21 protein-coding genes are annotated in these 26,371 nt (G+C 37.9%); 10 read left to right on the top strand and 11 right to left on the bottom strand.

The window, feature by feature from the left end; all coding sequences use genetic code 11:
• Positions 1–151 precede the first annotated feature (151 nt).
• Positions 152–1,516 (top strand): NADP-specific glutamate dehydrogenase, encoded by a 1,365-nt coding sequence (gene gdhA / locus AC0VXV_RS07200; protein ID WP_475530932.1) that lies wholly within the window; start codon positions 152–154, stop codon positions 1,514–1,516.
• 51 nt (positions 1,517–1,567) lie between these two features.
• Here the strand turns inward: gdhA and AC0VXV_RS07195 are convergent, their stop codons facing one another.
• Positions 1,568–1,990 carry a universal stress protein gene (locus AC0VXV_RS07195; RefSeq protein ID WP_475530931.1) on the bottom strand — a complete coding sequence of 141 codons (423 nt, stop codon included), beginning with the start codon at positions 1,988–1,990 and terminating at the stop codon, positions 1,568–1,570.
• A 175-nt stretch (positions 1,991–2,165) separates the two neighbouring features.
• Between AC0VXV_RS07195 and AC0VXV_RS07190 the strand changes: the two genes are divergently transcribed.
• The 4 genes from AC0VXV_RS07190 to AC0VXV_RS07175 all read left to right on the top strand — a co-directional run bounded on the left by AC0VXV_RS07190 (position 2,166) and on the right by AC0VXV_RS07175 (position 5,581).
• Entirely contained in the window at positions 2,166–2,852 is a 687-nt protein-coding gene (locus AC0VXV_RS07190) for a phosphoribosylaminoimidazolesuccinocarboxamide synthase (protein WP_475530930.1), read from the top strand.
• A 165-nt stretch (positions 2,853–3,017) separates the two neighbouring features.
• Positions 3,018–4,400, top strand: coding sequence for a Na+/H+ antiporter NhaC (gene nhaC, locus AC0VXV_RS07185; RefSeq protein WP_475530929.1), 1,383 nt, complete (start codon positions 3,018–3,020; stop codon positions 4,398–4,400).
• 156 nt (positions 4,401–4,556) lie between these two features.
• Entirely contained in the window at positions 4,557–4,871 is a 315-nt protein-coding gene (locus AC0VXV_RS07180; protein ID WP_475530928.1) for a PadR family transcriptional regulator, read from the top strand.
• Positions 4,868–5,581, top strand: coding sequence for a DUF2812 domain-containing protein (locus AC0VXV_RS07175; protein WP_475530927.1), 714 nt, complete (start codon positions 4,868–4,870; stop codon positions 5,579–5,581). Before AC0VXV_RS07180 ends, AC0VXV_RS07175 begins: the two co-directional genes overlap by 4 nt.
• Positions 5,582–5,638: 57 nt before the next feature.
• Here the strand turns inward: AC0VXV_RS07175 and AC0VXV_RS07170 are convergent, their stop codons facing one another.
• Together AC0VXV_RS07170 and AC0VXV_RS07165 are read right to left on the bottom strand one after the other, a co-directional pair.
• Positions 5,639–6,778, bottom strand: a complete 1,140-nt coding sequence (locus AC0VXV_RS07170; protein WP_475530926.1) for a cation:proton antiporter — start codon at positions 6,776–6,778, stop codon at positions 5,639–5,641.
• A gap of 171 nt (positions 6,779–6,949) precedes the next feature.
• Positions 6,950–7,807: a patatin-like phospholipase family protein gene (locus AC0VXV_RS07165; protein WP_475530925.1), complete on the bottom strand. Its 858-nt coding sequence runs from the start codon at positions 7,805–7,807 to the stop codon at positions 6,950–6,952.
• Between the two features lie 158 nt (positions 7,808–7,965).
• On the opposite strand from AC0VXV_RS07165, the gene pepF reads away from it, so the two are divergent.
• Complete coding sequence (pepF, locus tag AC0VXV_RS07160) at positions 7,966–9,771, top strand: oligoendopeptidase F (protein WP_475530924.1); 1,806 nt, start codon at positions 7,966–7,968, stop codon at positions 9,769–9,771.
• 96 nt (positions 9,772–9,867) lie between these two features.
• Here pepF and AC0VXV_RS07155 read toward each other — a convergent pair whose 3' ends face one another.
• On the bottom strand, positions 9,868–11,082 hold the full coding sequence (locus AC0VXV_RS07155) for an NAD(P)-dependent malic enzyme (protein WP_475530923.1): 1,215 nt from the start codon (positions 11,080–11,082) through the stop codon (positions 9,868–9,870).
• A gap of 390 nt (positions 11,083–11,472) precedes the next feature.
• On the opposite strand from AC0VXV_RS07155, the gene AC0VXV_RS07150 reads away from it, so the two are divergent.
• Positions 11,473–12,288 (top strand): S1C family serine protease, encoded by an 816-nt coding sequence (locus AC0VXV_RS07150; RefSeq protein ID WP_475530922.1) that lies wholly within the window; start codon positions 11,473–11,475, stop codon positions 12,286–12,288.
• A gap of 290 nt (positions 12,289–12,578) precedes the next feature.
• Here AC0VXV_RS07150 and AC0VXV_RS07145 read toward each other — a convergent pair whose 3' ends face one another.
• The 6 genes from AC0VXV_RS07145 to AC0VXV_RS07120 all read right to left on the bottom strand — a co-directional run bounded on the left by AC0VXV_RS07145 (position 12,579) and on the right by AC0VXV_RS07120 (position 21,349).
• Complete coding sequence (locus tag AC0VXV_RS07145; RefSeq protein ID WP_340800812.1) at positions 12,579–13,595, bottom strand: inorganic phosphate transporter; 1,017 nt, start codon at positions 13,593–13,595, stop codon at positions 12,579–12,581.
• A 17-nt stretch (positions 13,596–13,612) separates the two neighbouring features.
• Entirely contained in the window at positions 13,613–14,233 is a 621-nt protein-coding gene (locus tag AC0VXV_RS07140) for a DUF47 domain-containing protein (protein ID WP_475530921.1), read from the bottom strand.
• A 389-nt stretch (positions 14,234–14,622) separates the two neighbouring features.
• Entirely contained in the window at positions 14,623–15,429 is an 807-nt protein-coding gene (locus AC0VXV_RS07135) for an MBL fold metallo-hydrolase (protein ID WP_475530920.1), read from the bottom strand.
• Between the two features lie 137 nt (positions 15,430–15,566).
• Positions 15,567–16,364, bottom strand: a complete 798-nt coding sequence (locus AC0VXV_RS07130; RefSeq protein WP_475530919.1) for a sulfurtransferase — start codon at positions 16,362–16,364, stop codon at positions 15,567–15,569.
• Positions 16,365–16,378: 14 nt separating this feature from the next.
• Positions 16,379–19,990, bottom strand: coding sequence for a dynamin family protein (locus tag AC0VXV_RS07125; protein WP_475530918.1), 3,612 nt, complete (start codon positions 19,988–19,990; stop codon positions 16,379–16,381).
• A 474-nt stretch (positions 19,991–20,464) separates the two neighbouring features.
• Positions 20,465–21,349 (bottom strand): LysR family transcriptional regulator, encoded by an 885-nt coding sequence (locus AC0VXV_RS07120; protein ID WP_475530917.1) that lies wholly within the window; start codon positions 21,347–21,349, stop codon positions 20,465–20,467.
• A gap of 111 nt (positions 21,350–21,460) precedes the next feature.
• Here AC0VXV_RS07120 and AC0VXV_RS07115 point away from each other — a divergent pair, with 111 nt between their 5' ends.
• Positions 21,461–22,471 carry a DUF2332 domain-containing protein gene (locus tag AC0VXV_RS07115; RefSeq protein ID WP_475530916.1) on the top strand — a complete coding sequence of 337 codons (1,011 nt, stop codon included), beginning with the start codon at positions 21,461–21,463 and terminating at the stop codon, positions 22,469–22,471.
• A 95-nt stretch (positions 22,472–22,566) separates the two neighbouring features.
• Positions 22,567–23,262: a ZinT family metal-binding protein gene (locus AC0VXV_RS07110; protein WP_475530915.1), complete on the top strand. Its 696-nt coding sequence runs from the start codon at positions 22,567–22,569 to the stop codon at positions 23,260–23,262.
• 61 nt (positions 23,263–23,323) lie between these two features.
• On the opposite strand, the gene AC0VXV_RS07105 is transcribed toward AC0VXV_RS07110, so the two are convergent.
• Positions 23,324–25,243: a penicillin-binding transpeptidase domain-containing protein gene (locus AC0VXV_RS07105; RefSeq protein ID WP_475530914.1), complete on the bottom strand. Its 1,920-nt coding sequence runs from the start codon at positions 25,241–25,243 to the stop codon at positions 23,324–23,326.
• Positions 25,244–25,418: 175 nt separating this feature from the next.
• On the opposite strand from AC0VXV_RS07105, the gene AC0VXV_RS07100 reads away from it, so the two are divergent.
• Positions 25,419–26,336 (top strand): LysR family transcriptional regulator, encoded by a 918-nt coding sequence (locus tag AC0VXV_RS07100; RefSeq protein WP_475530913.1) that lies wholly within the window; start codon positions 25,419–25,421, stop codon positions 26,334–26,336.
• Positions 26,337–26,371 lie beyond the last annotated feature (35 nt).

The following is a 26,371-nucleotide window of genomic DNA, read 5'->3' as shown; positions in this document are numbered from 1 at the left end:
AGCAACTCCGAATTATTATATTGATATAATACTTGAAAACGTTTTCCCTTTTTTAACATCGATTTCACACAGTGATGTTACATAAAATATAATTGAATTGTTAGATAATTCATACTAATGTATACGTATTAATCCATTTGGGGGTATTAACATGACAATGACAACAACGAGCAACGCACAGCAATATGTTGATGGAGTGTTTGAAAAATTAAAAACTAAGAACGCACATCAGTTAGAATTCTTACAAGCAGCGGAAGAAATTTTCCTTTCTTTAGTGCCTGTATTCGAACAACATCCTGAATACATTCAACATAATATTTTAGAACGTATCGTTGAGCCGGATAGAATCATCTCTTTCCGTGTAGCTTGGCAAGATGATCAAAACCAAGTACAAGTAAACCGTGGGTACCGTGTTCAATATAATAACGTTATCGGGCCATATAAAGGTGGTTTACGTTTCCATCCTACTGTAAACGAATCAATTATGAAATTTTTAGCCTTTGAACAAATTTTCAAAAACGCTTTAACTGGTCAACCGATCGGCGGCGGTAAAGGCGGTTCCGACTTTAATCCAAAAGGTAAATCAAATGCAGAAATTATGCGCTTCTGCCAAGCATTCATGACAGAATTATACCGTTATGTCGGTCCGGATGTCGATGTTCCGGCCGGAGATATTGGTGTAGGTTCGCGTGAAGTCGGCTTTTTATGGGGTCAATATAAGCGAATCCGCGGTGCATATGAAGCAGGTGTATTAACAGGTAAAAAACCTGGCTACGGCGGTTCATTAGCGCGTACAGAAGCAACAGGATACGGTTTAGTATACTTTGTTGAAGAAATGTTGCGTGACGCAAAACTTTCAATTAACGAAAAAACGGTTGTCGTTTCAGGATCTGGTAATGTAGCAATTTATGCAATTGAAAAAGCTCAGCATTTTGGAGCAAAAGTAGTTGCCTGCTCCGATTCTGCAGGTTACATTTACGATCCGGAAGGCATTGATTTAAAAATTGTTAAACAGTTAAAAGAAGTTGAAGGGAAGCGTATTAAAGAATATGTAAATTATCGTCCAAATGCTCTTTATACAGAAGGCTGTGACGGTATCTGGACAATTCCATGTGATATCGCTCTTCCATGTGCAACTCAAAATGAAATTAATGGTGAACAGGCCCGTACTTTAATTGCTAATGGCGTAAAAGTTGTTGCAGAAGGGGCAAATATGCCATCGAATTTAGATGCTATCAATGAGTTTTTAGCAAGCGATGTATTATTTGGTCCTGGTAAAGCAGCAAATGCAGGCGGTGTTGCCGTATCTGCACTTGAAATGGCTCAAAATTCCAGCCGTAACTACTGGTCTTTCCAAGAAGTTGATGAAAAACTTCACGGTATTATGAAATCAATTTTCAAAGAAAGTTCGGATGCAGCGAAAAAATATGGCTATGAAGGCAATTTAGTTGTCGGCTCAAACATTGCTGGCTTCATTAAAGTAGCGAACGGTATGCTTGTAGAAGGCGTATATTAATTAACAAAACCCGCAATTTCCTTTGAAAAAGGAGCATTGCGGGTTTATTTTTTAACGTACTACGAGAACATCACAATTGGCGCTGCGAACTACATTCTCCGATACAGAGCCGAGTAAGAAGCGTTCCGCACGGTTTAAACCAGTTGCTCCGATAATGATTAAATCAACTTCTGTCAAATTCGTCAATACCGCTTTCGGCGACCCTTCTTCAACGGATACTTCTACATTTTTAACGCCGGCCTGTTCTGCTATAACCTTGTATTCCCTTAACTGATCGAGAGTTTTTTCCTTTAGAGCTTTTGCATACTTTAAATCATATGCTTCCACTGATCCGAATGAATGTGTATCAATAACACTCACTAAATTCAATGTCGCATCCGTCAATCGAGCAACGTTCATACCGCGTTCAAAAGCAACTTTTGCTTTTTCCGAAAAGTCTATTGCCACAACAATATTTTTATACGTTTTTAGCATCTAAATCACTCCTTGTCTAATATTAGTATAACAAATGTTTCCATTGTAATGGTAGTAAAGGGCATACTACGTTAAAGGTTAGACGTCTTTCTTCAAAATACGAACGTTTTTATGTTATTCCTATAAAATCATTCGTGTTATAATAAATTTGAAATTACTTTTGGAGGTATCTCATATGGAATTAATGTATACAGGTAAAACAAAAGATGTATTTATACTTGAAAACGAACTATATTTACTGAAATTTAAAGATGACGTAACTGGAGAAAACGGGGTTTTTGATCCAGGCGCAAACACAGTTGGTTTAACAATTGATGGTGCAGGCCTTGCCGGGTTGAAACTAACTTCTTTCTTTTATTCTAAATTAAACGAATTAAATGTACCGACACATTATGTTGAGGCCAATTTTGAAGAAGCGACAATGACGGTTAAACCAGCAACTGTTTTCGGGAAAGGTTTGGAAGTTGTTTGCCGATTTAAAGCAGTCGGTTCTTTTTTACGCCGCTATGGTGCTTATGCAACAGAAGGTCAGGATTTGGATTCATTTGTAGAAGTAACTATTAAGGACGATGAACGCCTGGATCCTCCTATTTCAGAAGATGCACTTTCGATGCTTGGTATTTTAACTCATGATGAATATGCCATTTTGAAACAGCGCACAATCGAAATTTCCAAGTTTGTTGCAGCAGAATTAGAGAAAAAAGGATTAACGCTTTATGATATTAAATTGGAATTTGGCCGCGATGCAAAAACAGGTGAAATTATACTCATTGATGAAATTTCCGGCGGTAATATGCGTGCATATAAAGGCGATACATATATTGAACCATTACAATTAGAGAAGATTATGCTTGCTGAATAATTTCAATTATTTTAATGCCTTTCATCAGGCACTAAAGGGACATTCCGGACTATCGGTATGTTCCTTTTATTTTTACCCCCTTCCCTTTTTCTAAATAAAATGCTACACTTACTTTTGTACTTCAACGCGTTGAAGCGCGAAACTATATAGCGAGGTCTAGTCATCATGAATGCAAAACAACATGTAAAACCACATTTTTTTGAAGCTCTTATTTTAATTTTATTTATTATCGCACTCATCTCCTATAGCATTATGAAACTCGGCAGTGTGCCACATATTCCGATTTTCATAGCTATTATTGTCCTGATCATGTATGGTGTACTGCGGAAAGTACCCTACCGCATCATGGAACAAAGTATGATTGCTTCTGTTTCAACAAGTATCGGCGCAGTTTACATTTTCCTGTTAATCGGTGTATTAATTAGTAGCTGGTTAATCAACGGTACAATCCCTACATTACTGTATATAGGCCTATCCATTATTTCTGCAAGCTTTTTTTATGCTGTTGTCTTCATTATTACAAGCATTATCGGCACAGCAATCGGCAGTTCGCTTACTACCGTTGCAACAGTTGGTGTTGCGATGCTAGGGGTTGCAAGTTCTATAGATGCTTCACTTGCAATTACAGCAGGTGCAATTGTTTCTGGAGCCTTTTTTGGGGATAAAATGTCCCCGTTGTCCGATACGACAAACTTGGCTGCGACCGTTGCCGGTATCGAATTATTTACACATATTAGAAATATGATGTACACTACAATACCCGCATTTATCATTTCACTGATTGTCTATGCGTGGATTTCTCCAAGCAGTAAGAATATGGACACGGAGCTTATTACAAGCTTTAAAGAAACACTGCTTGCAACAAATTTAATTCATTGGTATGCGGTTATTCCACTCATCGTCCTGATTGTCTGCACGATTTTTAAATTGCCGAGCCTTGCTACACTGGCAATTAGTGCTATTTCAGGCATCGTGCTATCGTATTTCCACAGCACGATTCCATTGAACGAACTGTTTGGAATTTTGTATAACGGCTATTCAATGGAGACCGGAGTCGAAGCAATCGATTCATTACTGTCACGAGGCGGAATGAACAGTATGCTGTTTACGATTATTTTGATTGTACTGTCCCTGTCTATGGGCGGATTGCTCTTTACACTCGGCATTATCCAAACATTATTACAGGCACTTCAAAACCAGTTGAAATCGGTCGGTTCGGTTATTACAGGAACTGCGTTCACCGCAATCGGTATTAACGTAACAATCGGTGAACAGTATTTATCGCTGTTATTAACAGGTGAAGCGTTTAAAGAAAAATTCAAAGCACTGCAGCTACATCCGAAAAATTTGGCCCGAACGATTGAGGATGCTGGTACTGTTATTAACCCGCTTGTTCCATGGAGTGTGTGTGGTCTGTTCATTGCCTCGACTTTGAATGTTTCTGTCACTGATTATTTACCATTCGCTTTCTTTTGTCTGTTAAGTCCGGTCATTACGATTTTATTTGGCTGGTTGAATATTACGATTACGAAGATAAGCAATAATTAAAAATGTCCGCCTGCTCGGTTTTTAAAACGAGCAGGTTTTTATTTTTCCACGTCTTATATTCCTTGTTGAATTGATTGATAATTCTTTTTACACTTACATCATAAAGTGATATATTGTTTATATATATCACTTATTGATACATCAGGAGGTGACATAGTGAAAAATAATGATCAATTGACCGATTCCATGTTTCATATTATGGCAGCATTAACAACACCTCAACACGGATACGCTATTATGAACTTAATTGAAAAAACATCAAACGGTATTATTTCAATCGGCCCAGCTTCCATGTATACGATTATAAAAAAACTTTTACAAAACGAATGGATTTATTTATACGACGATTCCGATTCAAGGCGCAAAGTGTACTTACTGACGCAAAAAGGCAGAAATGTTTTAGCAGAAGATCTAAAAATTCGAAAGCTGATGATTCAGTTAGCTGAAAGAGGATTGGAGGAAGAAACATGAGTAGAACGAAGTATATGATGTCTGGCGGATTAGCCTTTTCAGAACAAAAAGATATGGAGAAACTGAGTAAACTTTCTTCTGAAGGTTGGCATGTCCGTAAATTTTCATTTTTAGGCTATACGCTCGAGCAAGATGAAGGTACCGATTATATTTACAGTATCGATTATCGTACACTGGATAATGATGCAGAAGAATACTTTGAACTTTTTAAGGAAACAGGCTGGCCACTTGTGCATTCCTCAGGTGATATTCATCTTTTTCGAGCCGCACCCAATACGAAGCCCATATACGCGGACCGCAATACAACAATTGAAAAGTATAAAAACCAAACAAAACCACTAAAACTTGCGATGATGGCACTTGTTCCTGGTACAACTATTTCTTGGATGATTTCACTAAAATCAACTGGCAGTATACACACGCCCTTCTTTAGTTTATCGCTTTTACTGACAGTACTTACAATTCCGTTACTGTGGACTGCACTGACTTCATACGGAAACCAATGGAAGGCCGAAAATAAAAAGGGGCTTGTTCTACTTACAAAGCTGCTGCCCGCTGCTGCAGTTGTTGCCGCGTTTTATGCAATAATGGATTCTGATTTAAAAGCACTTCAAATTGTAGCCGCTGCTGTGATTGGCGCGACCGTCTTTGTAACGTTAACTAAATTCTTAATGTCTCTTTACCATCGGATTAAAGTAAAAAAAGCGTAATAAAAGATAGGCTCATGAAAATGCATGCGCCTATCTTTTCTAATCTAATTCATAAATTTAAACGACTATTCTCTTCCCGAAAATTGCTTTTAACAGAGGTGGTGTCACGATTGTTGTTACGATAATTACGATAATGATCGACGTATAATAATTACCCGGGAGAAGTCCTCCTTCAAGTCCCATTGCTGCTAATATTAGTGCAACCTCGCCTCGGGAAACCATTCCAGCACCGACGCCCATCGATGATTTCGTATTGAAACCAGCTAATTTCGCACCTAACCCTGAACCAATGAATTTGGATACAACCGCAATTATTGAAAACACGATAATAAACCCGATTTGATCACCAATTCCATCGAATGAAACGGCTAATCCGATACTGACAAAGAAGAATGGAACAAAAATCCCGTATGCAATTGGCTCAACCTTATGTTCAATTTCGTCTTTATATTCTGTTTGTGCAATCGCAATCCCCGCAAAGAAAGCACCGATAATACCTGCGATACCTAGGAATTCCGCAAAATATGATAAGCCAAAACAAATAATCAAGCCAGCACTCAATATTGATTCAGTAACTCTTAATTTCTTAAATATTCTTATGAAGTGTGGGATAAACCATTTAGCAAGCACAATCAGTATAGCGAAGAATAACACTTTCTTACCGATTAATACTCCGATATTCGTATCTGAACCTGCAAAGAAGCTCATCGCAATCGCGATTAAAATAACTACTACAATATCATCCAATACCGCAGCTCCAAGTAATGTTGACCCTTCTTTACTATTTAGCCAACCAAGCTCCCTTAATGCCTGTACCGAAATACTGACAGATGTAGCAGAAAGTAATAATCCAATAAAAATGGATTCTCCTACAGATAACCCGTAATATTGCGACCCGGCATAACCTAAAATGATGGGCAGGAGAATACCACCTAAAGCAACATAGATTGCCGCTTTTTTGTTTCTATTCATTTCCTGTAGGTCGGTTTCAAGACCCGCTAAAAACATTAACAGTAAAACACCTATTTGACTGAATACGGTTAAAAGTTCAGTATCGTGAACCCAACCAAGAAGCGCAGGACCTAGAATAATACCTACGATTATTTTTCCAAGTACAGATGGTTGCCCAATTCTCGCAGCAAGATGTCCGGCGAGTTTTGTAGCAAATAAAACTATCACAATTTGTAAAATAAACATAAATTTCCCCTTTCAATGCAAAAAAGACAAGGCGGTGCCATAGTTGACTATGGCTCCACCTTGTCTTGCACTTTTTATTTAATTTAATGTTCTTAGCTTTATTTTAATATATTTCCACTCGTTTTTGCAAGTATATTCTATATAAAACTATCGCAGTATTATGCTTTACCTTTAAATAATCCCCAAAAACGCCTTCAACTCAGCCATTTGCTTTTGTGCCTGTTCATAGCCGACCTCATAATTGGCTTTCATTTGATCGACTTTGCTTTCAAAGCTTTTTATCTTGCTGTCCGGTTTAAAAATAAACGCTTCCTGATCTATCTCTTTTTGAGCAATATATTGTATTGTTTCATTATACATATCCGCACGATGTCTCATCGCAGCCGCGAGTCTTGGATAGCGTTTTTGAAAAAGCTTCGTTGCCCACTGATTCGTTTTTGAAGCACTTTTTATATAGCCCGGTTCCCTCGTTAAAATCAGTAAATGCTTATTATATCCTTTTTCAATCGCACGTTTTATTGGGATCGAATCGGATAGTCCCCCGTCATAATATGGAACATTGTCAATTTTAATCTCAGGGAACAGTATAGGAATTGCACATGTTGCCTGCAAAATATCACATGTTTTTGTCATAGTATGCGCACTTTTATACTCCACTTTTCCGGTATATGCATTCGTTAACCCGAACTCCACTTCACCCGGGTAGTTGTAATACGCATCCCAATCAAATAAATCCAGCTGATTTGGTACAATATTATAGGCAAAATCCAGTCCGAACAGGCTTTTTTCCTTAAAAAAATTCCGCATTCCCATATAGCGCGGATCATTTCGGTATGTCGTTAAAACACGCATCGTTCGTTCAGGCTGATTTGACATATAGGATACCGCGTTGATGGCACCTGCTGAAATCGCCGCGATATACGGCATCTTTATTTGTTCTTCCATTAAAGCATCCAAAACTCCAGCTGTAAAAACTGTTCGAAATGTCCCGCCTTCAAGTATTAGACTACAATCCTTCACTTCTTGCATATCATCACACTCTTTCCCTATTTCCATCGTTTCTCTATTTTACTATATGTCTTCTAAATAATATTAAAAATATTTATCAACCAAATTTTCACTACTTCCTAAATTTTCAGAAATATGGTATTATTTATTTCGAATATCGTAATATTAGGAGGCTACTTATGTCAATGTTGAATCGTAGTGATGTACCGGTTGAAGAAACTTGGAATTTGGAAGATTTATTTGCTACAGAACAAGCCTACACAGCGGCAATAGAAGGATTAAGTCAACTTGTAGAGGAAACTGCAGAGGGGCTTGCGGGGACAATTACTGATGTACAAGGCGCGATCAATGCAATTGAAGCAACTGAAAAGATTCAGGAGAAAATGGTTGTAATCGGCACATATGCGAGCCTTTCACATAGCGTTGACCAAACGAGCACTGAAAATCAGATGCGTGCCGCAAGCTTTGGTTCATTTGCTGCAAAACTCGCAACAAAGCTATCCTTTGTAAAAAGTGATTTACTTGCATTGGACGAAGCTGTTTTAAAAGAAGCACAAAATGCTAAACCGGAATACGCTAATTTTATTGATAAACTGCTTGTACAAAAACCGCATCAATTACATCCTGAGGCGGAAAAAGCTCTAGCAGCATTCGGTGCAACATTTAACGCGCCATATGAACTGTACAATACTACAAAATTGGTAGATATGCAGTTCCCTAACTTTGAAGTAGATGGTGAATCATTCCCGCTTAGCTACAATCTGTTTGAAGGCGATTGGGAGCTTGAAACGGACACGAATAAACGTCGTACTGCATTTGCAGCCTTTTCAAAAAAGCTACGTGATTATCAGCATACGACTGCCAAAACATATAATTCACACTTGGCGATTGAAAAAACTGATGCAGACCTTCGCGGCTACGACAATATCTTTGATTCATTATTAGAATCACAGCAAGTGGACCGCTCAATGTATAACCGCCAAATTGATTTAATTATGAATGAACTTGCACCACATATGCGTCGCTATGCAAAACTGTTGCAAAAAACACATCAGTTGGACAAAATGACGTTTGCGGACCTTAAAATTTCGTTAGATCCATCATATGAACCAACTATCACGGTGGAAGAATCTCGTCAATATATGAAAGACGGTTTATCAATTATGGGCGAGCATTATACGAATATGATTGATCGTTCTTTTGATGAGCGATGGATTGATTTTGCACAAAATGCCGGAAAATCAACTGGCGCATTCTGTTCAAGCCCATATGGTGTACACCCATATGTATTAATTTCCTGGACGAGCCGCATGAATGAAGTATTCGTTTTAGCTCATGAACTCGGTCATGCAGGTCATTTCTATTTGGCAAATGATGCACAAAACATTTTCAATGCAAGACCATCACTTTACTTCATTGAAGCACCATCAACAATGAATGAAATGCTTATGGCAAACCATTTATTAAAAAATTCTACGGATGCGCGCTTTAAACGTTGGGTCATCTCAACTATCATTAGCCGTACTTACTACCATAATTTCGTAACACATTTACTTGAGGCAGCTTACCAGCGCAAAGTATATGAAATTATCGATGCAGGCGGAAGCGTCAACGCACCGAAACTGAATGAATTAAAACGTGAAGTGCTTGAGCAATTCTGGGGAGATGCAGTTGAAGTAACTGAAGGTGCAGAATTAACTTGGATGCGTCAACCACATTACTATATGGGCCTATATCCATATACGTACTCTGCAGGTTTAACTATTTCAACACAAGTTTCACAACGTATTTTAAACGGTGACGAAGCAGCAGTTGAACAATGGATCGATGTATTAAAAGCAGGTGGCACGAAATCACCTGTTGAACTTGCACAAATGGCAGGTGTCGACATTACGACTGAACAGCCATTACGTGACACAATCGCATTTATCGGTGATTTAATTACACAATTGGAGCAACTTACTGCAGAGCTTCAAACGGTTTAAGTGACACTGCAATCAGTGGAGGTTTTTGATTCCCACTGATTGGTCGTCTTCACTATTTTAGAGGATGTGCTGAATTTACTTTCAGTCACATCCTTTTTAAATGGCTACCGAAGTGTTAATTAGATCTACTTGCTGGAACAACTCAGATACCCCTGATTCGATGGCAGCGGATCCAACCGCTTTCGCAACTACACCTGCAACACGTTCATCCATCGAGCTTGGAATAATAAAGTCTTCATTAAGCTCTTCTTCTGTTACAAGCGATGCAATAGCTTCAACCGCCGCCAGCTTCATCGATTCGTTGATATCTGTCGCTCTTACATCAAGTGCACCACGGAAAATCCCCGGGAAGGCAAGCATATTATTCACTTGGTTCTTATTGTCAGAACGGCCGGTACCGATAATTTTTACGCCCCACTTCTTTGCGTTTTCCGGCGTTATTTCAGGATCCGGATTTGCCAAAGCAAAGACAATCGGATCTATAGCCATCGATTTAATATGCTTTTCCGTTAAAATATTTGCTGCTGACACCCCGATAAACACATCTGCCCCTACTAATGCATCATCTAAAGTACCGCGTAATTGCTCCGGATTCGATAAATGAGCAACCTGTTCTTTAACCGGGTTCATCCCTTCAGGACGTCCTTCATAAATAATGCCTTTCGTGTCACACATTACGACATTTGTGTAACCCATTTGAATTAAAATACGGAGAATTGCAATACCTGCTGCCCCAGCTCCGTTAATGACAACCTTCATTTTCGTGACATCTTTTTTCACCAGTTTCACTGCATTGATTAAACCTGCCCCAACGACTATTGCCGTTCCATGTTGGTCATCATGAAATACCGGGATTGAACATTCAGCACGCAGTCGGTCTTCAATTTCAAAACAGCGCGGTGCTGAAATATCTTCCAAATTGATTGCCCCATAGGTCGGTGAAATTGCTTTTACGATGTTGACAATTTCATCTACGTCTTTAGTGTTTAAGCATACCGGCACTGCATCGACATTGGCAAAGCGCTTTAATAATAGTGCTTTCCCTTCCATTACCGGTAAGGCAGCTTCAGGACCGATATCCCCCAACCCTAAAACCGCGGTGCCGTCTGTAATAACCGCTACTAAATTCCCTTTCATCGTATAGTCATAAACTGTTGAAGGATTCTGTTCAATTGCAAGACAAGGGGCAGCAACACCCGGAGAGTAAGCTAAACTTAAATCATATTTATCCTGTACCGGAACCTTTGCACGAATTTCCATTTTCCCGCCAAAGTGTTCGTGCATTTCAAGCGACTTTTTCATTAAATCCATAATTACCATCCCCTTCTAATTTTTCAATTCCTTTGTAATTACGAATGTTAACCGTTAACTTTTACTTTGTCAACGATAGCTTTAAAAAAACATTTCAATCACTTAAAATAAGCTTTAAACATTGATACAACAATGTTTATAGCATTTATCTACCGCTTGCACCTTTTGTGATTTTAAACACAATCTATTATTTTTAGATAATAAATGTAAGGGCTGTCATTTTTAAAACCCCGCTTTATCAAGCTGAAGTATGTGATGAATTGCACGAAGTATTTTCAATTTAGTAATATGAAACAATTCACAAACTTCTAAAAAAATTTTTTAAACTGGCACTTTTTGTCTCAAATTTCGTGTACTTTTGTTACACTTATACTTATCGGAGGGAACACAATGACAGACAAAACGAATACTGAGGAACTGACAGAAGAAGAATTTTTGGAACTTGTTTTGGAAGAACAGGAAAAGGCGCTTGCAAAAGAGCATGAAGAACGTTCAAACCCACAGCCGAAAAAAATGAAAAAGCAAAAACCATTTGTTCGAATAGTAGTGTGGCTAATGGCATTAACATTAGCTTTTAGCACGTTTGCCGTAATTTTCAATGTGTATTCCATTCCTGCCATCGAATTTTTAAAAGTATCGACACAACTATCCAATCAGGAAAATATTCAAACATATAAACAATCTGTTGTCACAATTAATACCGACTCAGGAAAAGGGACAGGATTTGCAGTATCAGAAAATGGCTACATAATAACAAATGATCATGTAATTGAGGATGCGTTGACGATTACTGTTGTTTTTCCGGATGATACGCTTTATAAAGCTGAGGTTGTGGAATCATATGAAGATTATGATTTGGCACTGTTAAAAGTGGATGCGGAAAACTTGCCGTTCCTGCCACTTGCCCGGGCGAGCGAATTCCGTAAAAATGAACCCGTCTATTTAATCGGAAATCCCCTTGCATTTAGCGGTATTGCCAACAAAGGAACGATTATCGGCTATACTACTGCCGCTGACATTCAGCCGGATATCATTATGATGGATGCACCTGTTTATCGCGGAAATAGCGGTAGCCCGGTCATTAATGAAAACGGACACGTAATCGGTGTTGTGTTTGCAACAGGAACTCGTGAAGGGCATGGGAAAGTTGGATTATTTATTCCGGTAGAAAATGTGCATGAGCTGTTCCAGACTTATTTGAATTGATCTGGGGGAGTGTAGAACTCGTGTTACGTTTTATGTGGTGAGTGCGGCGCAGTGTATATTATGACTGATATTAGAAGAGTTGCATGCTATTTTAGAACTTTCATATAGTTTATTTGAAGATCGAGCGCTCATATTAGAACAAACATACACTTTATTAGAAAACCCGCGATATATTAGAACTTCTCAAGTTTTATTAGAACAACCCGTAACTTTATTAGAAAATCCCCTGCCCCCAACTTCAACAACAAAAAACGGCTGCTCAATATTAATTATTGAGCGCCGTTTTAAAATTAGAAAATAAGGCTAATTAAGAAGTAGAATAATCCGGCCATTAATGCGGAAATTGGCAATGTGATAAACCACGTAATTACAATTTTACGAGCCATTCCCCATTTAACACCTTTCACACGTTGTGCTGCACCAACACCCATAATTGCAGAAGAAATTACATGTGTTGTCGAAACCGGTAATGCGATGACTGTTGCCCCAAAAATGATTGAAGCTGAAGTTAAGTCAGCCGCTACCCCGTTGACCGGACGGATTTTCATAATTTTACCGCCGACTGTTTTAATGATTTTATATCCGCCGACTGATGTCCCAAGACCCATCGCCAACGCACAGGCAAAACGTACCCAATCCTGTACTTCATCAGTTGATTGCCAGTTTGCTGCGATTAAAGCCATTGTAATAATACCCATCGCTTTTTGGGCATCGTTCGTACCATGTGTAAACGATTGTAATGCCGCTGTACCGATTTGCGTCAAACGGAACGCTTTCGTTGTTCCATACAATGGTGAGCGGTGGAAAATAAACTTGAATAATTTCATTACGATAAAACCTAGAGTTAAAGCTAAAATCGGCGAAATAATTAACGCCTGTAAAATTTTAAAGAAACCTTCATAGTTTAAAATATTCATACCTGCTGATGCAACTGCTGCACCAGCAATTGATCCGATTAATGTATGTGAAGAACTTGATGGAATACCGAAATACCAAGTTAATAAGTTCCATGTGATGGCAGAACATAATGCCGCTAAAATTACTACAGATCCTGTTGTATCCCCTTCAAATGCGTTTAAAGAGAACGGATCTACAATTCCAGATGCTACAGCTTTTGCTACGCCTACAAACGTCATCGCACCTACGAAGTTCATCACTGCCGCTAACAGAACAGCTACTCGAGGTTTTAATGCACGCGTCGATACAGATGTGGCGATCGCATTCGCTGTATCATGGAAACCGTTAATAAAGTCGAATGCCAGCGCAAAGATGACAACGAGTACGGTAATGATTAATAACGTATCCATAATTTACTCCTTTTTCATTATGCATTTCGCATAATAATTGATTCAATTGTATTCGCTACATTTTGGCAGTAGTCCGCAATTTCTTCTAACTGCTCATATAAATCTTTAAAGATGATTAAGCGAATTGGATCTTTCTCAGTCTGGAATAGTTCAGTAATGGATTTACGGAAAATTTCATCACACTCGCGCTCATAATCTTTGATCAGAATAGCATGTTGACGCATTCCGATTAAATCTTTTTTATTCAATAACTCCATTGCTTTTACTGCTTCATCAGATGATTTAGCAATATAATCTACAAAGTCACGCATGTACTGATTTACTTCTGTGAAAGAGTACATTTCGAAGTGGGCAATTGTATTTTCAATGCCATCCAGAATATCGTCCAGTTTAATGGCTAATGATAAGATATCTTCACGTTCAATTGGTGTCATAAACGAATCGTTTAATTTCACGATTAATTCATGGATCAGCTTGTCTCCCGCTGTTTCAAAGGACTTCATTTTAATTTGAATTTGTTTTAGTTCTGATACTGTAGTAATTGTCGATTCTTTTGCATAGTTGGCACCTTGTTGTACATTTTTTGCAATATTTAATAATCCTTCAAAAAATGGATCTGGCTTTTTAGAGTTAAACATCGAATAAAATCCTCCTAAAATGAAGTTTGTAAATTAAAACCTAGGTTATCATAACACCGATTTTTCAATATCTTCAACATTAATTTATGTTATTTACAAAAGCTTTACAATTGTGAAACATAGCTTTATGAACATATCCTGTTAATTTTAGCCGTTTTTTGATGAAATATTCTGAAATTAACAGATATTTGTTGATTTCATGCTTTTAATTAACCTTTTTGTCAGCATTTCCTACAAAAATTAACTTTTCTTCTTCCATACCCATTATTAAGTAATGTTAATTGTAAAGCTAATGTAAATTTTAAGTTTCGTAATAGTTATTTTTTCTGCTTCAATGTTAAATAAAAAAAATCTAGTAAGTTCCTACTTACTAGACGGAAATATATTATTTACTTGTTTAGGACAGAAGATACGATATGTGCCGCATCCCATTCACCTAAAGACAGTTTTGTAATCGGATACTTTTTACTGAAAAGCTGCGCTGTAATCTCATCAGTTGTCAAACCCTCTTCGTTCATCATTTCTATTTTATAACTTAGCTCTTTTAAATAATTAAGTTTTCGCATTAAAGCATCTCTACCGTTTTCTATATATCCCGCATGATTACAATATATTTCAAGAAAATCATACGTTAATACTCTCTCCAGCGATCGAATAATTTGAGGAATACTTTCTTCACGCAAGACGACTTTTGTTTTCGGTGTCACATACAGATCACCTGTAAAAAGTTGACCTGTCGATTCATTTAAATAGGCTACATGGTCTTCTGTATGTCCTGGAGTTTCAATCACTTTCCAATCAGCTGTTCTTGATGAAAAAGCATCTCCGACAGGCTTTGCAAGAAACGGCAGCCTTGCCCCCCAGAACAGTTTGCGATATAAAGGATAGCTTGCCTTTTTAGCACATTCTTCAATGTTGAGCGGGTGCATAAATATCGGCAAGTTATATGTTTTCTGCAAAAAATGCGCGCCTCCTGAGTGATCTTCATGATAATGGGTCAACATAATCTGATCAACGTCCATCTGTTCAAAAAAAGGCATAAACTGCTTAAGAAGTGAGGCAGAACCTGTATCAATTAGTATACCGTCCACTTCAAAGCAATGAACATTTAAATAAACGGCTTGAAATTGAACAGACCCATTAATCATTTTTACTCCGTTCTTTTCACTCAGCTCAGTTTTTTTCTTAAATAACATATTTCTCACTCCTTTGACCGTTATTTTTCTACAATACCACTTTATCATAAATATTGGAAATTGGACCCATTCTTTCGTACAACAAAAAGCCGCTATGTAAAATTAATTTACATAACGGCCTATTCAGCAGTTCCAATCTATTTTTCGACAGAGTGATGATTTACCCAATCACTGTAGCCGGCCATATAGATTTTTATATTTTGATAGCCTGCTTCCTTTAATACTGTATATACCGGTGTAGCAGTTACTCCTGATCCGCAATAGACAACTACTTCCTCATCTTTTGGAACTTGCTCGAGAAGAGAAGACGTAATAACCAGTTCTGAGCCATTACGCAACTTTTCCCAATCATAGTTTTTAGCTGTCGGTATATGTCCTGCCACTTTATCAAACGGCTCTGTTTCACCACGGTAACGTTCCGGTGCGCGGGCATCAATTATTGTCGCTTTTCGCTTACCTTCAATAATATGCATAATATCCTGACGTTTTATTAAAATATCATCATTCCACTGTAAATCAAGCTTGCTTTCCTTAAATACAGGTACTTCTGTCGTTATAGGGAAACCAGCTTCCTTAAGTGCCTCAAAACCGCCATTTACAACATAGGCATGCTTGAAGCCTGCATAATGCAAAATCCACCATGCACGAGTTGCGAAAGCAGCAGCACCTTGATCATAAATATAGATGGCATCATTGTAATTTAAACCATGCTTTTCAAACAAAGCCTGAAGCTGCTTCTTTTCCGGAAGCGGATGTCTGCCCTCTTCTTTTGTTAAATCCGACAGATCGGTATTTAAATCCCAGTATACCGCCCCTTCAATGTGGCCCTCTTCATACATCTTTCTGCCTGACTCTAAATTGTTCATATCAAATCTTGTATCGATCAAACGACCAGTTCTTTCCATTCGATTTGCGGTCACAAAAATATTCGTCATTAAAAAGATCCTCCTTACGCTTGTAGTTGCGCGTAAATATCTTTCCAAACAGCTAAGCGACTTTCTTCTTGAAGTAATAAACGTTCTGTTTCAATCTGCTCGACTGCCTGTTCAAGCATATACTGGCGCAATCCTTCTGCTTCAATGGCGATATAGCTACCCGCCCACTCCATAATTTTGGCTTTTTCCGCATCCAGATAGTTTTGTGCATTTGGTTTTGTTAATTGCTCCAATGCATCACGCAATTGCTCTTTTTCATTCTTTTCAAAGAATGCCTTCACATTTTTAAAGTGGGATTTTACCCCTTCATACGGTGCCGAATCTGTAAATGGACCTGTAAAATCTAAAATCTCCGGCTCTTTTGATTCATAGCTTAAAAATGCAAAGCTTGGGTTCAGTTCTTTTAATTCACGTGACTCATCTTTAAACAGTTCCTTCATTTTCTTCTCTACAAATTGTGCTAAACGGAAATTCGTTACACGCAATTCCTGAGCGAAGTCAAAGCTTAACGCCTGCAATACTTCTTTTAATGCTGTTTGCAATGCTTGCTGTGCAGGCATTTGCGCGAATGTGGACGGATTATAGCTTTCACGGTAGAAGTCCGGATAGCGGTAATACACACGTTGCAGTACATAGTATAACAGTTCATCCAGTTCTTGCTTTGTTTCACTTTCAAGCATGGCTGTCTGAGTTGACTGGAACTTGGAGCGCACTAGCTTTTCCAAATGAGCCAATTCTTCAAGACGCTCATCTTTACGTTTCAGGTTTTCTTCAGTTTGTGTAATTAAATCATTCAGACGTGCTTCTGTTTTATCCACTTCTTCTTGCAGTGCCTGTACCGCAATTCCCATCAGTTCATCATTCAGGAAGTGATGGAACGCATCTTCAAATGGTGCCATACCTGACTGATGTTCAAGCTGATCCTGCTTTTCTTTTAAGGCCAGTAAACTCGATACTCCGTACAGTCTTGGGAAACGGATACCGAAGCGTTGTAGCTCTGAACGAACATAGCCTTTTACTTCTTCCTCTTCTTCCATTGTAGAAGCCAAGTCAATCGCATTTACGATAAAGAACATTTTATCCAGTTCAAACGCATCTTTTACACGTCCTAGCTGGATTAAGAACTCACGGTCCGCTTTTGCAAATGCATGGTTGAAGTACGTAATGAAAAGAATGGCATCGGCATTTCGAATATAATCGAACGCTACACCCGTATGACGTGCGTTGATCGAATCGGCACCCGGAGTATCTACTAATGTTACACCCATACGCGTTAGTGGTGAATCAAAATAGAAATCGATATTGTCCACGAAACAAGAACGGTTTTCCTGTGCTACGTATTTTTCAAAATCATGGCGGTTAACACGTAATGTCGTTCCCAATTTTGTGATGAATGTTTCATAACCTTCCGAATACGCACGGATAAATGATTTATGAACATTGAGGCGCTCATCTGTTAATGGAACAGCCAGCCCTTCCTCAGCACGATCATACGCTTCTTTTAGTGATGATACTTGAAGGCCAATCGCTGCATACGAACCTTGAATATCTTCAAGTAGCTGCGCTTCATTTTTCAGGTGAACATCGGCTGTTTCATGCGGATGTTCCGGTGAGACAGGACGGATTTTATTGATCGCTGCTGTCGTAGGGTTTGGTGATACCGGTAATACGCGCTCACCCATCAATGCATTTGAAAAACTTGATTTACCCGCACTGAATGCACCGAATAAGGCAATCGTAAAGTCGCGTTTTTGCAGACGTTCCACTTTTTTCGTCAAGAAGCTGGACACTTCTTTGAAGCCTTGAACATCTTTAATAATATGCGCCGTCTTCAATGCTTTTTCAGTTACTTTATCAACATTCAAACCTGAACTCACTTTTTCCTGCGTTTGTTCAGCAGCAATTTCTGTTTCTTGATCCTTTAACTGCAGCATCGATTCATCAAATGGACGAATATCTTTCAATGCCTGCTCATGTTCACGCTTCCAGTTTTCCAAATAAATTTTGGATTCCGCGCGAATTTCATTGGAAACTTGTTTCATTAATGTGTTGCTGAAAGCTTGGAATTTCTCGATTTGCAGTAAATGCTGAAGCGCATGCACTTTTTCGGACATTGCATTAATTTTAAGCTTAACAGGTGCTGCCGCTTCACGCGCAACCTGTTCCAATGTATCTTTTTGCTCTAGCTTCCATGCATCCGTTGTTTGTATAAAGTAACGTTTTGTCGCATCTGAAACACGATTCGCAAAGTTTAATACCGCATCTCCCGTTATTACCGCGCTTTTTTGCACTTGATCTTCAATAATCGAGAACGGGAAATTAAATTCCTTCTTGTCAATGGTTGCGGCACGTTCATCATTCAATGCACCGACATCTTTTAACGCTTGCTTCATCAATGCTTTTATATGACCGGTAATTTGCGATTGGACAACATGGTTAAAGCTTGCATATGCTTCTTCCTGACGTCGCGTTTTCTCTTCTGCTGTTTTCTTTTTCGCAGTAAACAGTCCGCCAACTTTAAAGTCCTCTTGCTGACTTTCTAAATAGGCACGTAGTTTATCACGAACATCCGCCGGCATAATCGCAGCATTTGCAAGCAAGTCTTTACGTTTTTCATCGAACTGCTTATCAAACACATCAAACGAGAATAGTTCTGTTTGACGCGTCAGTTTTTCATATTGCTCTAATATATCATCACGGTGCTGCCAGTCATCTTCAGAAACGAGTTCAGCGTACGTATTGAAGCGATCTTGCTTCTCTTCTTCTAAATATGCTTCATGCTCATGCTGAAGCTTCGTCAATGTATTTTCTGCAGTTGAAATCAATTGTTCTTGCCAGTCGTTCATCGAATCCATAACGATTTTTTTCACTTGTTCAAAATCGTTGTCCGGAAGCTCTTTTTCACGCAATGATGTGAAGAAAATATTTTTTGGATAAACACCCCATGCCGCAAATGAGTTATGAACTGATTGCTTAAACTCTTCAAATGACAGTTCTGCTTCACGGTGCTTGTCAATTTGATTGACGATCAAATACACATTCGGATTGTATTTCATTAATTGCTTTGTAAATTGGAAGTTCAACTCTGACTGAACATGGTTGTAGTCCATTGTGTAAAACACCATATCGGCAATATGCAACGCAGATTCGGTACTCATCGCATGCGCATCGTCCGTTGAGTCAACACCCGGTGTATCCATCACCGTTACCCCTTCAGGTAAGCTTGATGTACTATGTCCGATTTCAATTTGTGATACCAATTCACCGTTTTTGCTCAATTCTTTTACTTGTTTAATATCATAGCCAGCTTCAAATTTTACCGGCTTTTCGTTGTTCAAATATAGAATTGCAAAATCTTCATCCGATTTATGCACCTTAACAATGTTCGCACTTGTCGGGATTGGGCTTGTCGCTAAAATGTTTTCCCCCGACAGTGCATTGATCATACTTGATTTACCTGCAGAAAAGTGACCGGCAAAACCGATAACAAATTCCTTTTGTATAAGCTTGCGTGCAAATAAATGAAGCTTTTCAATTCGCTCTGTATCTTCATTTTCTTTATAAATTATGTATTGTAATGCCGATTGCTGTAACAATCCCTGAATTTTCTCGTCAAACATCTTCATATTACTACCCCTTTATATCAATTTATATCTTTTCGCCTTAAATTCGCCATATTTCTATAGTACCATGACCAGTCAAGAAAATCGGCTAGTATTTTATTAAAATTATTGTTTTCCGCATTTTCCCATAAAAGATTCACTTTTATCTTATGAAATTGCTATTTCGGAATAACCAGGTTATTATGCGCATTTAATAGCATTTTCATGATTGTAGTATAAAGATTTATAAAATTTGATCGTTATTCAACATAATATCAGTATAATGAGAAAATAAAAAGATTGGAGCAGCAAATGGACGTTTTATTTAATAGATTGAATAGAAAAAACATGAAATATACAGAGATCTACATTGGGGTATATTATGAAAATGACCTTCGTACAACATTGTCTTTATTTGAATAAATAAGTGAAGCAATATTTTTTTTGCTTCACCTATAAATATAAATTCATAAAAAAGAAAACTATGCTCCCCTTTTCTCAATTATCTATCAAACTTTCTCGAATAAAACTCGTCAAAGGAATAATTTTAGTAGAATTTCTTAAGTGGCTCATATAAATATCAACTGGATAAATAGTCCCGATCGGACCTATATCCACAACCCTTAATAAATCCGCTTCAACTTCCTCTGCAATCAAAATTTCAGGCAATAGCCCAATACCTAAACCTTCCTTAATCAATTTTATAGCAAAAATAACATCCTTTATTTTGTTGAATTTCTTAATATCGTACTCATTATTTAACCATTCAATTACCGGGGTATGTTCATTTAAATAACCTATATAAAACGGATGCTCATTAAAAAGCGCTTTAAGCTGTAAATCCAACTGCTTTTCCACAAGCTGTAATTTAGAAGAATACACCAGTTTTAACGGAGAACGGTCAATACGCTCCGAATGAAATTCTTTAGAAATGAATTTGTGTAAACCTAATGCTACATCTATTCGCTGCTCTTTTATTGCGCTCTCCAACTGCATCTGATCTTCCAGTACAATTTCTAAATTGTAGTGTTGATGTATTTCAATAAAATCATGTATTCGCTCTAATAGATTGGTATAAAGCAAAGCAGGTGAAACTGAAATTATTAATGGAACAGCCGGATGTAGTGATTCCAGGTGAATTTCTTTTGTACTCGCTTCTATTTGAGCCACAAGTTTTTTGGCCATTGGATAGTATTTTTCGCCAATTGCAGATACCATAACCTTTGTATGCTCACGGTGAAACAATTGAACCAATAAATGTTCCTCCAATAGCTTCATATGTACAGTGATACTGGGCTGGGAAATATACAGTTTTTCTGCAGCTGCTCGAAAGCTCCCTTCTTCAACAACCGCAATAAATGATTTCAGCCATTTTATATCCATAGTGACCATCCTCTTATTAGTATTATTAATCAAACACATTAAAATTTATTAATTCAGTTAATTATAAGTCTATTATACACTGTAAGCACGATACGAAATGAGGTGTTTTAAATGGAAAAACTAGTCACCGCTTTCAGACGTTTCGCCAGCGATGAAGCAAAAAACAATAGCCCGCTTTATGAATATTGGTGTGAAAGGATCATGACAAATGAGCAACTCTTAAATCTCATTATGCATATTCCAGAGACACAGCCAAAGCCTAATTTATTTTTTGGGTCTGTGCAGTATTTATCGGCCCAAAAGGAAAACCAATTAAAACGAATATTTGAAAATCCTAATGAAGTAAATCTGGAAGAAAGCTTTCAATTACTTATCGGTTTCTGTACACAACATTCGGATGAACTGTTGCAGTTGTTTCAGACAAAATCTGTTCAAACAAATGAAGTCCAACGTGCCAGCTATCTTTACCCGATTTTCTCGGAAATTGCCGAAGAAGCGAAACTACCATTATCATTATTGGAAATCGGAACAAGTGCAGGACTTTTACTTAATTTAGATGGGTATCGATATGAAATCGAACAAGAACCGCCGATTTCATTTGGCAATGAAAATAGCCCTCTAACTCTTATTGCAAAAAACTACGGCACTCCCATAACTTCTGTGAAAAGCTTGAACATTTTACACCGCATTGGAATTGATTTAAATATTATCGATTTACAGGATTCGGATGAATTTTTGTGGCTGAAAAGTCTAATTTGGCCTGAACAAATTATTCGGAAAGAAAATTTAGAGAAAGCAAGGGCGATTCACCCGCAATATTCAAAGTTTTTACTGACAGGAGATTTCAGAAAACTTCTTCCTCCTCTATTTGATACTCATGAACTTAATTGTAGTCAGATTATTATTTTCCACACACATGTCGCAAATCAGTTTTCCGTTACATTAAAATCAGAATTATTGTCACTGCTCCAGCAACTAAGCCATATTCAAAGCATTTATCATGTCTACAACAATATGGAGGATAAGGATTTACATGTGGATTTCATTAATGCTGGTATAACTAAAAATGTCAAAATACTAGAAAATATTGATGGACATGGGAAGTTTTTTAGATGGAACTAACTTCTCAAATAGTAATAATTACGATTTATGTTGACAAGCAAGGCTCAACTATATAATATTATAAATCGTAACAGTTACTATTTAGGAGGTAAGATATGAAAAGGAAATTAAATTGGTTAAGTATGTTAGCATTTAGCTTTATTCTCGTTGGTTGTACTGAAAATGCTAAAGAAGAGGTCCATGCAACTGCGGATGATGTGACAGAAGAAAAGGCTCATGAGCATGATCATCAACATGAACTTAATGAGGAACAGGAAAAAGTTTATAACGGTTATTTTGAAGACGAAGAAATACAGGATCGACCATTAAGCGATTGGAGCGGCGACTGGCAATCGGTCTACCCTCATTTGCAAGATGGCACATTGGATGAAGTATTTGAACATAAGGCTTCCCATGATGACAGCCAAACATTTGAGGACTTTAAAACTTATTATGAAACTGGCTATAAGACAACTACGGACCGTATTGTCATTGAAGATCGTTTTATTACATTTTATGATCATGGTCACGCCCATAAAGGAGAATACGCATATGATGGCTATGAAATCTTAACTTATGAAAAAGGAAATCGTGGGGTCCGGTTTATTTTCAAACATGTTGGCGAAGAAACAGGCGTCCCGGCTTATGTTCAGTTTAGCGACCATATTATTGCACCTCAAAAATCAGGGCATTACCACATCTATTGGGGGGATGATCGTGAAGCTTTATTAAAAGAAATAACGAATTGGCCAACCTACTACCCATCACATATGGATGGCCATGAGATTGCACATGAGATGATAGCACATTAAAAAGTTTCACAAAAACAACCATTTGCTCATTGAGGAAATGGTTGTTCTTCAAAACTTCAATTTATTTTTCTAAATAAAGATGAATAGTGCCATCTAGCTCTAATACACTTTCCGGCTCCGGTAACTGCGCTTTTACTGTCTCACCTTCCCCGTGTACTTTAATTTGATAAGGATATTCTAACTCCATAATTTCATTAACAGATACACCTACTAAATCAGGTACGCGCTCCGTTATTTTGTCACCCCATCGATATTGCTTTTCTAATTGGCCTTCACGATCTTTTTCTATCCCCAAAATAGGTGCAATATCTTCAATAATCTGTCCAACAATCGGTGCTACGATTGTACTGCCGAATACCAATTCCCCTTTTGGACTGTCAACAGCTACATATACGACAACTTCAGGATCATTTGCCGGTGCAAAACCTATAAATGATACAATATAGTCCCCATCTTTATAGCGTCCGTTTTCTACTTTTTGAGCAGTACCCGTTTTCCCACCAATGCGAAGTCCATCCCGATAAGCAGCCCGCCCTGACCCATTTGCTACAACAGATTCCAGCGCGTCTCTTACTATCTTAGAAGTTTCCTCACTAACCACATTGCGTTTTAAGATCGGCTTATTTTCTATAACCACTTCTCCACTTTCCGGGTTGTATACTTTTGAAACAACATAGGGCGTAAAGAGTTTACCACCATTTACAGCTGCAGAAACTGCTTGAACTTGTTGAATAGGCGTCACAGATATACCTTGCCCAAAAGAAGTGGTGGCATGTTCGACCGGTCCAAATGCCTCTTCGGAAAATAAAATACCTGACGCTTCTCCGGCAATATTAGAACCAGTTGTTTGACCGAACCCAAAGTTTTTAATGTACTTCATTAATTTGTCAGCACCTACTCGCTGCCCTAATTCGATAAACCCTGGGTTACAGGAATTTTCCACTACTTGTAAAAACGTTTCCTCTCCATGACCATCACGTTTCCAACAACGAAGTCTTACACCTTCCACCATTGTATAACCTTTATCAAAAAAAGTATCTTTTTCTAAATCCACTACATTTTCTTCAACGGCAGCACTCAGTGTAATAATCTTAAAGGTTGATCCCGGCTCATATGTCATCCATACAGGCAAGTTCCGGTTATAAATAGATGATTCTACTTCTTCAAACTTTGAAGGATCATATGTAGGATATGAAGAAAGAGCTAAAATCTCGCCTGTTTTAGGATTCATCGCAATGGCCAATGCTTGTTCAGCATTATATTTTGTCATAGCTTGAGACAGTTCTCGTTCAATAACTTTTTGAACTTCCACATCAATCGTTAAGCCTACCGTTGCTCCTTGCTTCCCTTCCCGCCATTCATCATTCACATGAGGTAATGCCTTCCCTTTTGCATCAGTAAACAACTTGATTGCTGCATCTTTTGAAGTCAAAAGTTTATCATATTGATATTCAATTCCTGCAAGACCCTGCGAATCATATCCCGTAAATCCGATTAGTCGTGATAACAAATTCCCGTACGGATAACTCCTGTCATAGTCTACACCACTATACAGTCCGTCAATTTTCAATTCTTGAATTTTAACGGCTTGTTCGTATGAAATATTTTTCGCTTCCGGTGCAAGTTTGACTAGATAACTTTTTGAATTCATTTTTTCGTATAACTTATTTGCATCCAAATTAAGCACCTCCGCAATCTGGTTTGCAGCTTCTTCAATATTATCATTCTGTGTAGGCATGAAATAAAGCGTTGGCGCTAATTCATTCGTAACAATAAGTTTACCGTTTCGATCCGATATTTCTCCGCGCTCTGAAGTAAACGGAATTTCCCGATCCCAATTCGTTTTTGCAAGTTCCGTTAGTTTATCATGCTGAATAATTTGCACATAAAACAGCCTTATAAAGACAATAACTCCGAAAAGAATAAAGGCAGAAAAAATTAACCTTAATCTTTTTTTGGAAATAGTTGAAATCCACTTCAAAAAATTCACCTCCATATTCACGTTATGAATAAAAGGGAATTTCTATTCAAGCAGCTGCAAGTCGAAAAGGGAAATTAACCCCCCTTTCTATTTATATGGTTCTACCTTACAATAGATATTAATTATATAAACAGTACATATAATAGTTTATAACTATAAAAGTGAGGCGTTTTCTATGGAATTACGACAGTTAGAATACTTTTTAATGTTATGTGAGGAGATGCAATTTACTCGAGCGGCGGAACGGCTTAATATTGCACAGCCAACTTTAAGCCAGCAAATAAAAGTGCTCGAAAATGAAGTGAATACCCCTTTGTTTAACCGGATCGGCAAGAAAATCACCCTTACAGAAGCTGGTCAGATCCTTTATCGCCAAGCACAAACGATATTTCAAACATTGCATACTACTAAAATGCAAATGCAACAATTGGCTTCACTTGAAAAAGGGGTTCTTCGTGTAGGTGCGTTGCCTGGAGAACTGACTAATATTGTGTCAGATTTAGTATTAAAGTTCATGCACAAATATCCTCATATACAAGTAACGGTTACTTCCGGTGAAGATATTCATTCGTTATTAAAGAATAATACTATCGATTTCGGTTTTTCGTTTTCACCACTGATCGAAAACTACGATGAACAGTTTGTTGAGATTCCTTTATATACTGAAAAGTTCTGTTATGTAGAAAGCAAAGACACTGCTACTCATCTTGAGGAGCCCGTGAAATTGCGCCATATTTTAAATGAACCACTAGTTTTGTTTCCAAATGCGCATCTTTGCCGGCGGATATTAAATGCAGCAGCAAAATCGGACAAGATAACGGTTGAGCCGAAGTTTGAGACTTCAAGCATTCCCGCTATTTTTCAGTTTGTAGAGCAAGGTCTTGGCGGAACGATAGTAGCAAAAACATTGTTTGACTTACATGCGTCCGACAAATTGCAGGCTCATATAATTCAGCACCCTATTCTGGAAAGAGAAACGTTGCTGATCTATCAGAAGGAACGTCAGCAATCACCTGCTTTTAAAGCGTTTCTTGATTTATTGAAACCAGCGCTGACAAATTATCAGTTGTCATTGTCTGCTAATTCATTGTAAGGGGCTATACATTAGTCCCTTCTGTCTTTTATTAA

The organism is Solibacillus sp. iso_87, from assembly GCF_056173085.1.
This window is presented reverse-complemented; position numbering and strand designations above follow the sequence as displayed.

What these genes read in the sequence shown, in the direction of transcription:
- AC0VXV_RS07150 (WP_475530922.1), top strand. Translation starts at nt 11,473, where the DNA reads ATGACAGACAAAACGAATACTGAGGAACTGACAGAAGAAGAATTTTTG.
- AC0VXV_RS07165 (WP_475530925.1), bottom strand. Translation starts at nt 7,807, where the DNA reads ATGCAAGAAGTGAAGGATTGTAGTCTAATACTTGAAGGCGGGACATTT.
- AC0VXV_RS07145 (WP_340800812.1), bottom strand. Translation starts at nt 13,595, where the DNA reads ATGGATACGTTATTAATCATTACCGTACTCGTTGTCATCTTTGCGCTG.
- AC0VXV_RS07130 (WP_475530919.1), bottom strand. Translation starts at nt 16,364, where the DNA reads ATGACGAATATTTTTGTGACCGCAAATCGAATGGAAAGAACTGGTCGT.
- pepF (WP_475530924.1), top strand. Translation starts at nt 7,966, where the DNA reads ATGTCAATGTTGAATCGTAGTGATGTACCGGTTGAAGAAACTTGGAAT.
- nhaC (WP_475530929.1), top strand. Translation starts at nt 3,018, where the DNA reads ATGAATGCAAAACAACATGTAAAACCACATTTTTTTGAAGCTCTTATT.
- AC0VXV_RS07135 (WP_475530920.1), bottom strand. Translation starts at nt 15,429, where the DNA reads ATGTTATTTAAGAAAAAAACTGAGCTGAGTGAAAAGAACGGAGTAAAA.
- AC0VXV_RS07170 (WP_475530926.1), bottom strand. Translation starts at nt 6,778, where the DNA reads ATGTTTATTTTACAAATTGTGATAGTTTTATTTGCTACAAAACTCGCC.
- AC0VXV_RS07100 (WP_475530913.1), top strand. Translation starts at nt 25,419, where the DNA reads ATGGAATTACGACAGTTAGAATACTTTTTAATGTTATGTGAGGAGATG.
- AC0VXV_RS07120 (WP_475530917.1), bottom strand. Translation starts at nt 21,349, where the DNA reads ATGGATATAAAATGGCTGAAATCATTTATTGCGGTTGTTGAAGAAGGG.
- gdhA (WP_475530932.1), top strand. Translation starts at nt 152, where the DNA reads ATGACAATGACAACAACGAGCAACGCACAGCAATATGTTGATGGAGTG.
- AC0VXV_RS07140 (WP_475530921.1), bottom strand. Translation starts at nt 14,233, where the DNA reads ATGTTTAACTCTAAAAAGCCAGATCCATTTTTTGAAGGATTATTAAAT.
- AC0VXV_RS07190 (WP_475530930.1), top strand. Translation starts at nt 2,166, where the DNA reads ATGGAATTAATGTATACAGGTAAAACAAAAGATGTATTTATACTTGAA.
- AC0VXV_RS07155 (WP_475530923.1), bottom strand. Translation starts at nt 11,082, where the DNA reads ATGGATTTAATGAAAAAGTCGCTTGAAATGCACGAACACTTTGGCGGG.
- AC0VXV_RS07110 (WP_475530915.1), top strand. Translation starts at nt 22,567, where the DNA reads ATGAAAAGGAAATTAAATTGGTTAAGTATGTTAGCATTTAGCTTTATT.
- AC0VXV_RS07125 (WP_475530918.1), bottom strand. Translation starts at nt 19,990, where the DNA reads ATGAAGATGTTTGACGAGAAAATTCAGGGATTGTTACAGCAATCGGCA.
- AC0VXV_RS07175 (WP_475530927.1), top strand. Translation starts at nt 4,868, where the DNA reads ATGAGTAGAACGAAGTATATGATGTCTGGCGGATTAGCCTTTTCAGAA.
- AC0VXV_RS07195 (WP_475530931.1), bottom strand. Translation starts at nt 1,990, where the DNA reads ATGCTAAAAACGTATAAAAATATTGTTGTGGCAATAGACTTTTCGGAA.
- AC0VXV_RS07115 (WP_475530916.1), top strand. Translation starts at nt 21,461, where the DNA reads ATGGAAAAACTAGTCACCGCTTTCAGACGTTTCGCCAGCGATGAAGCA.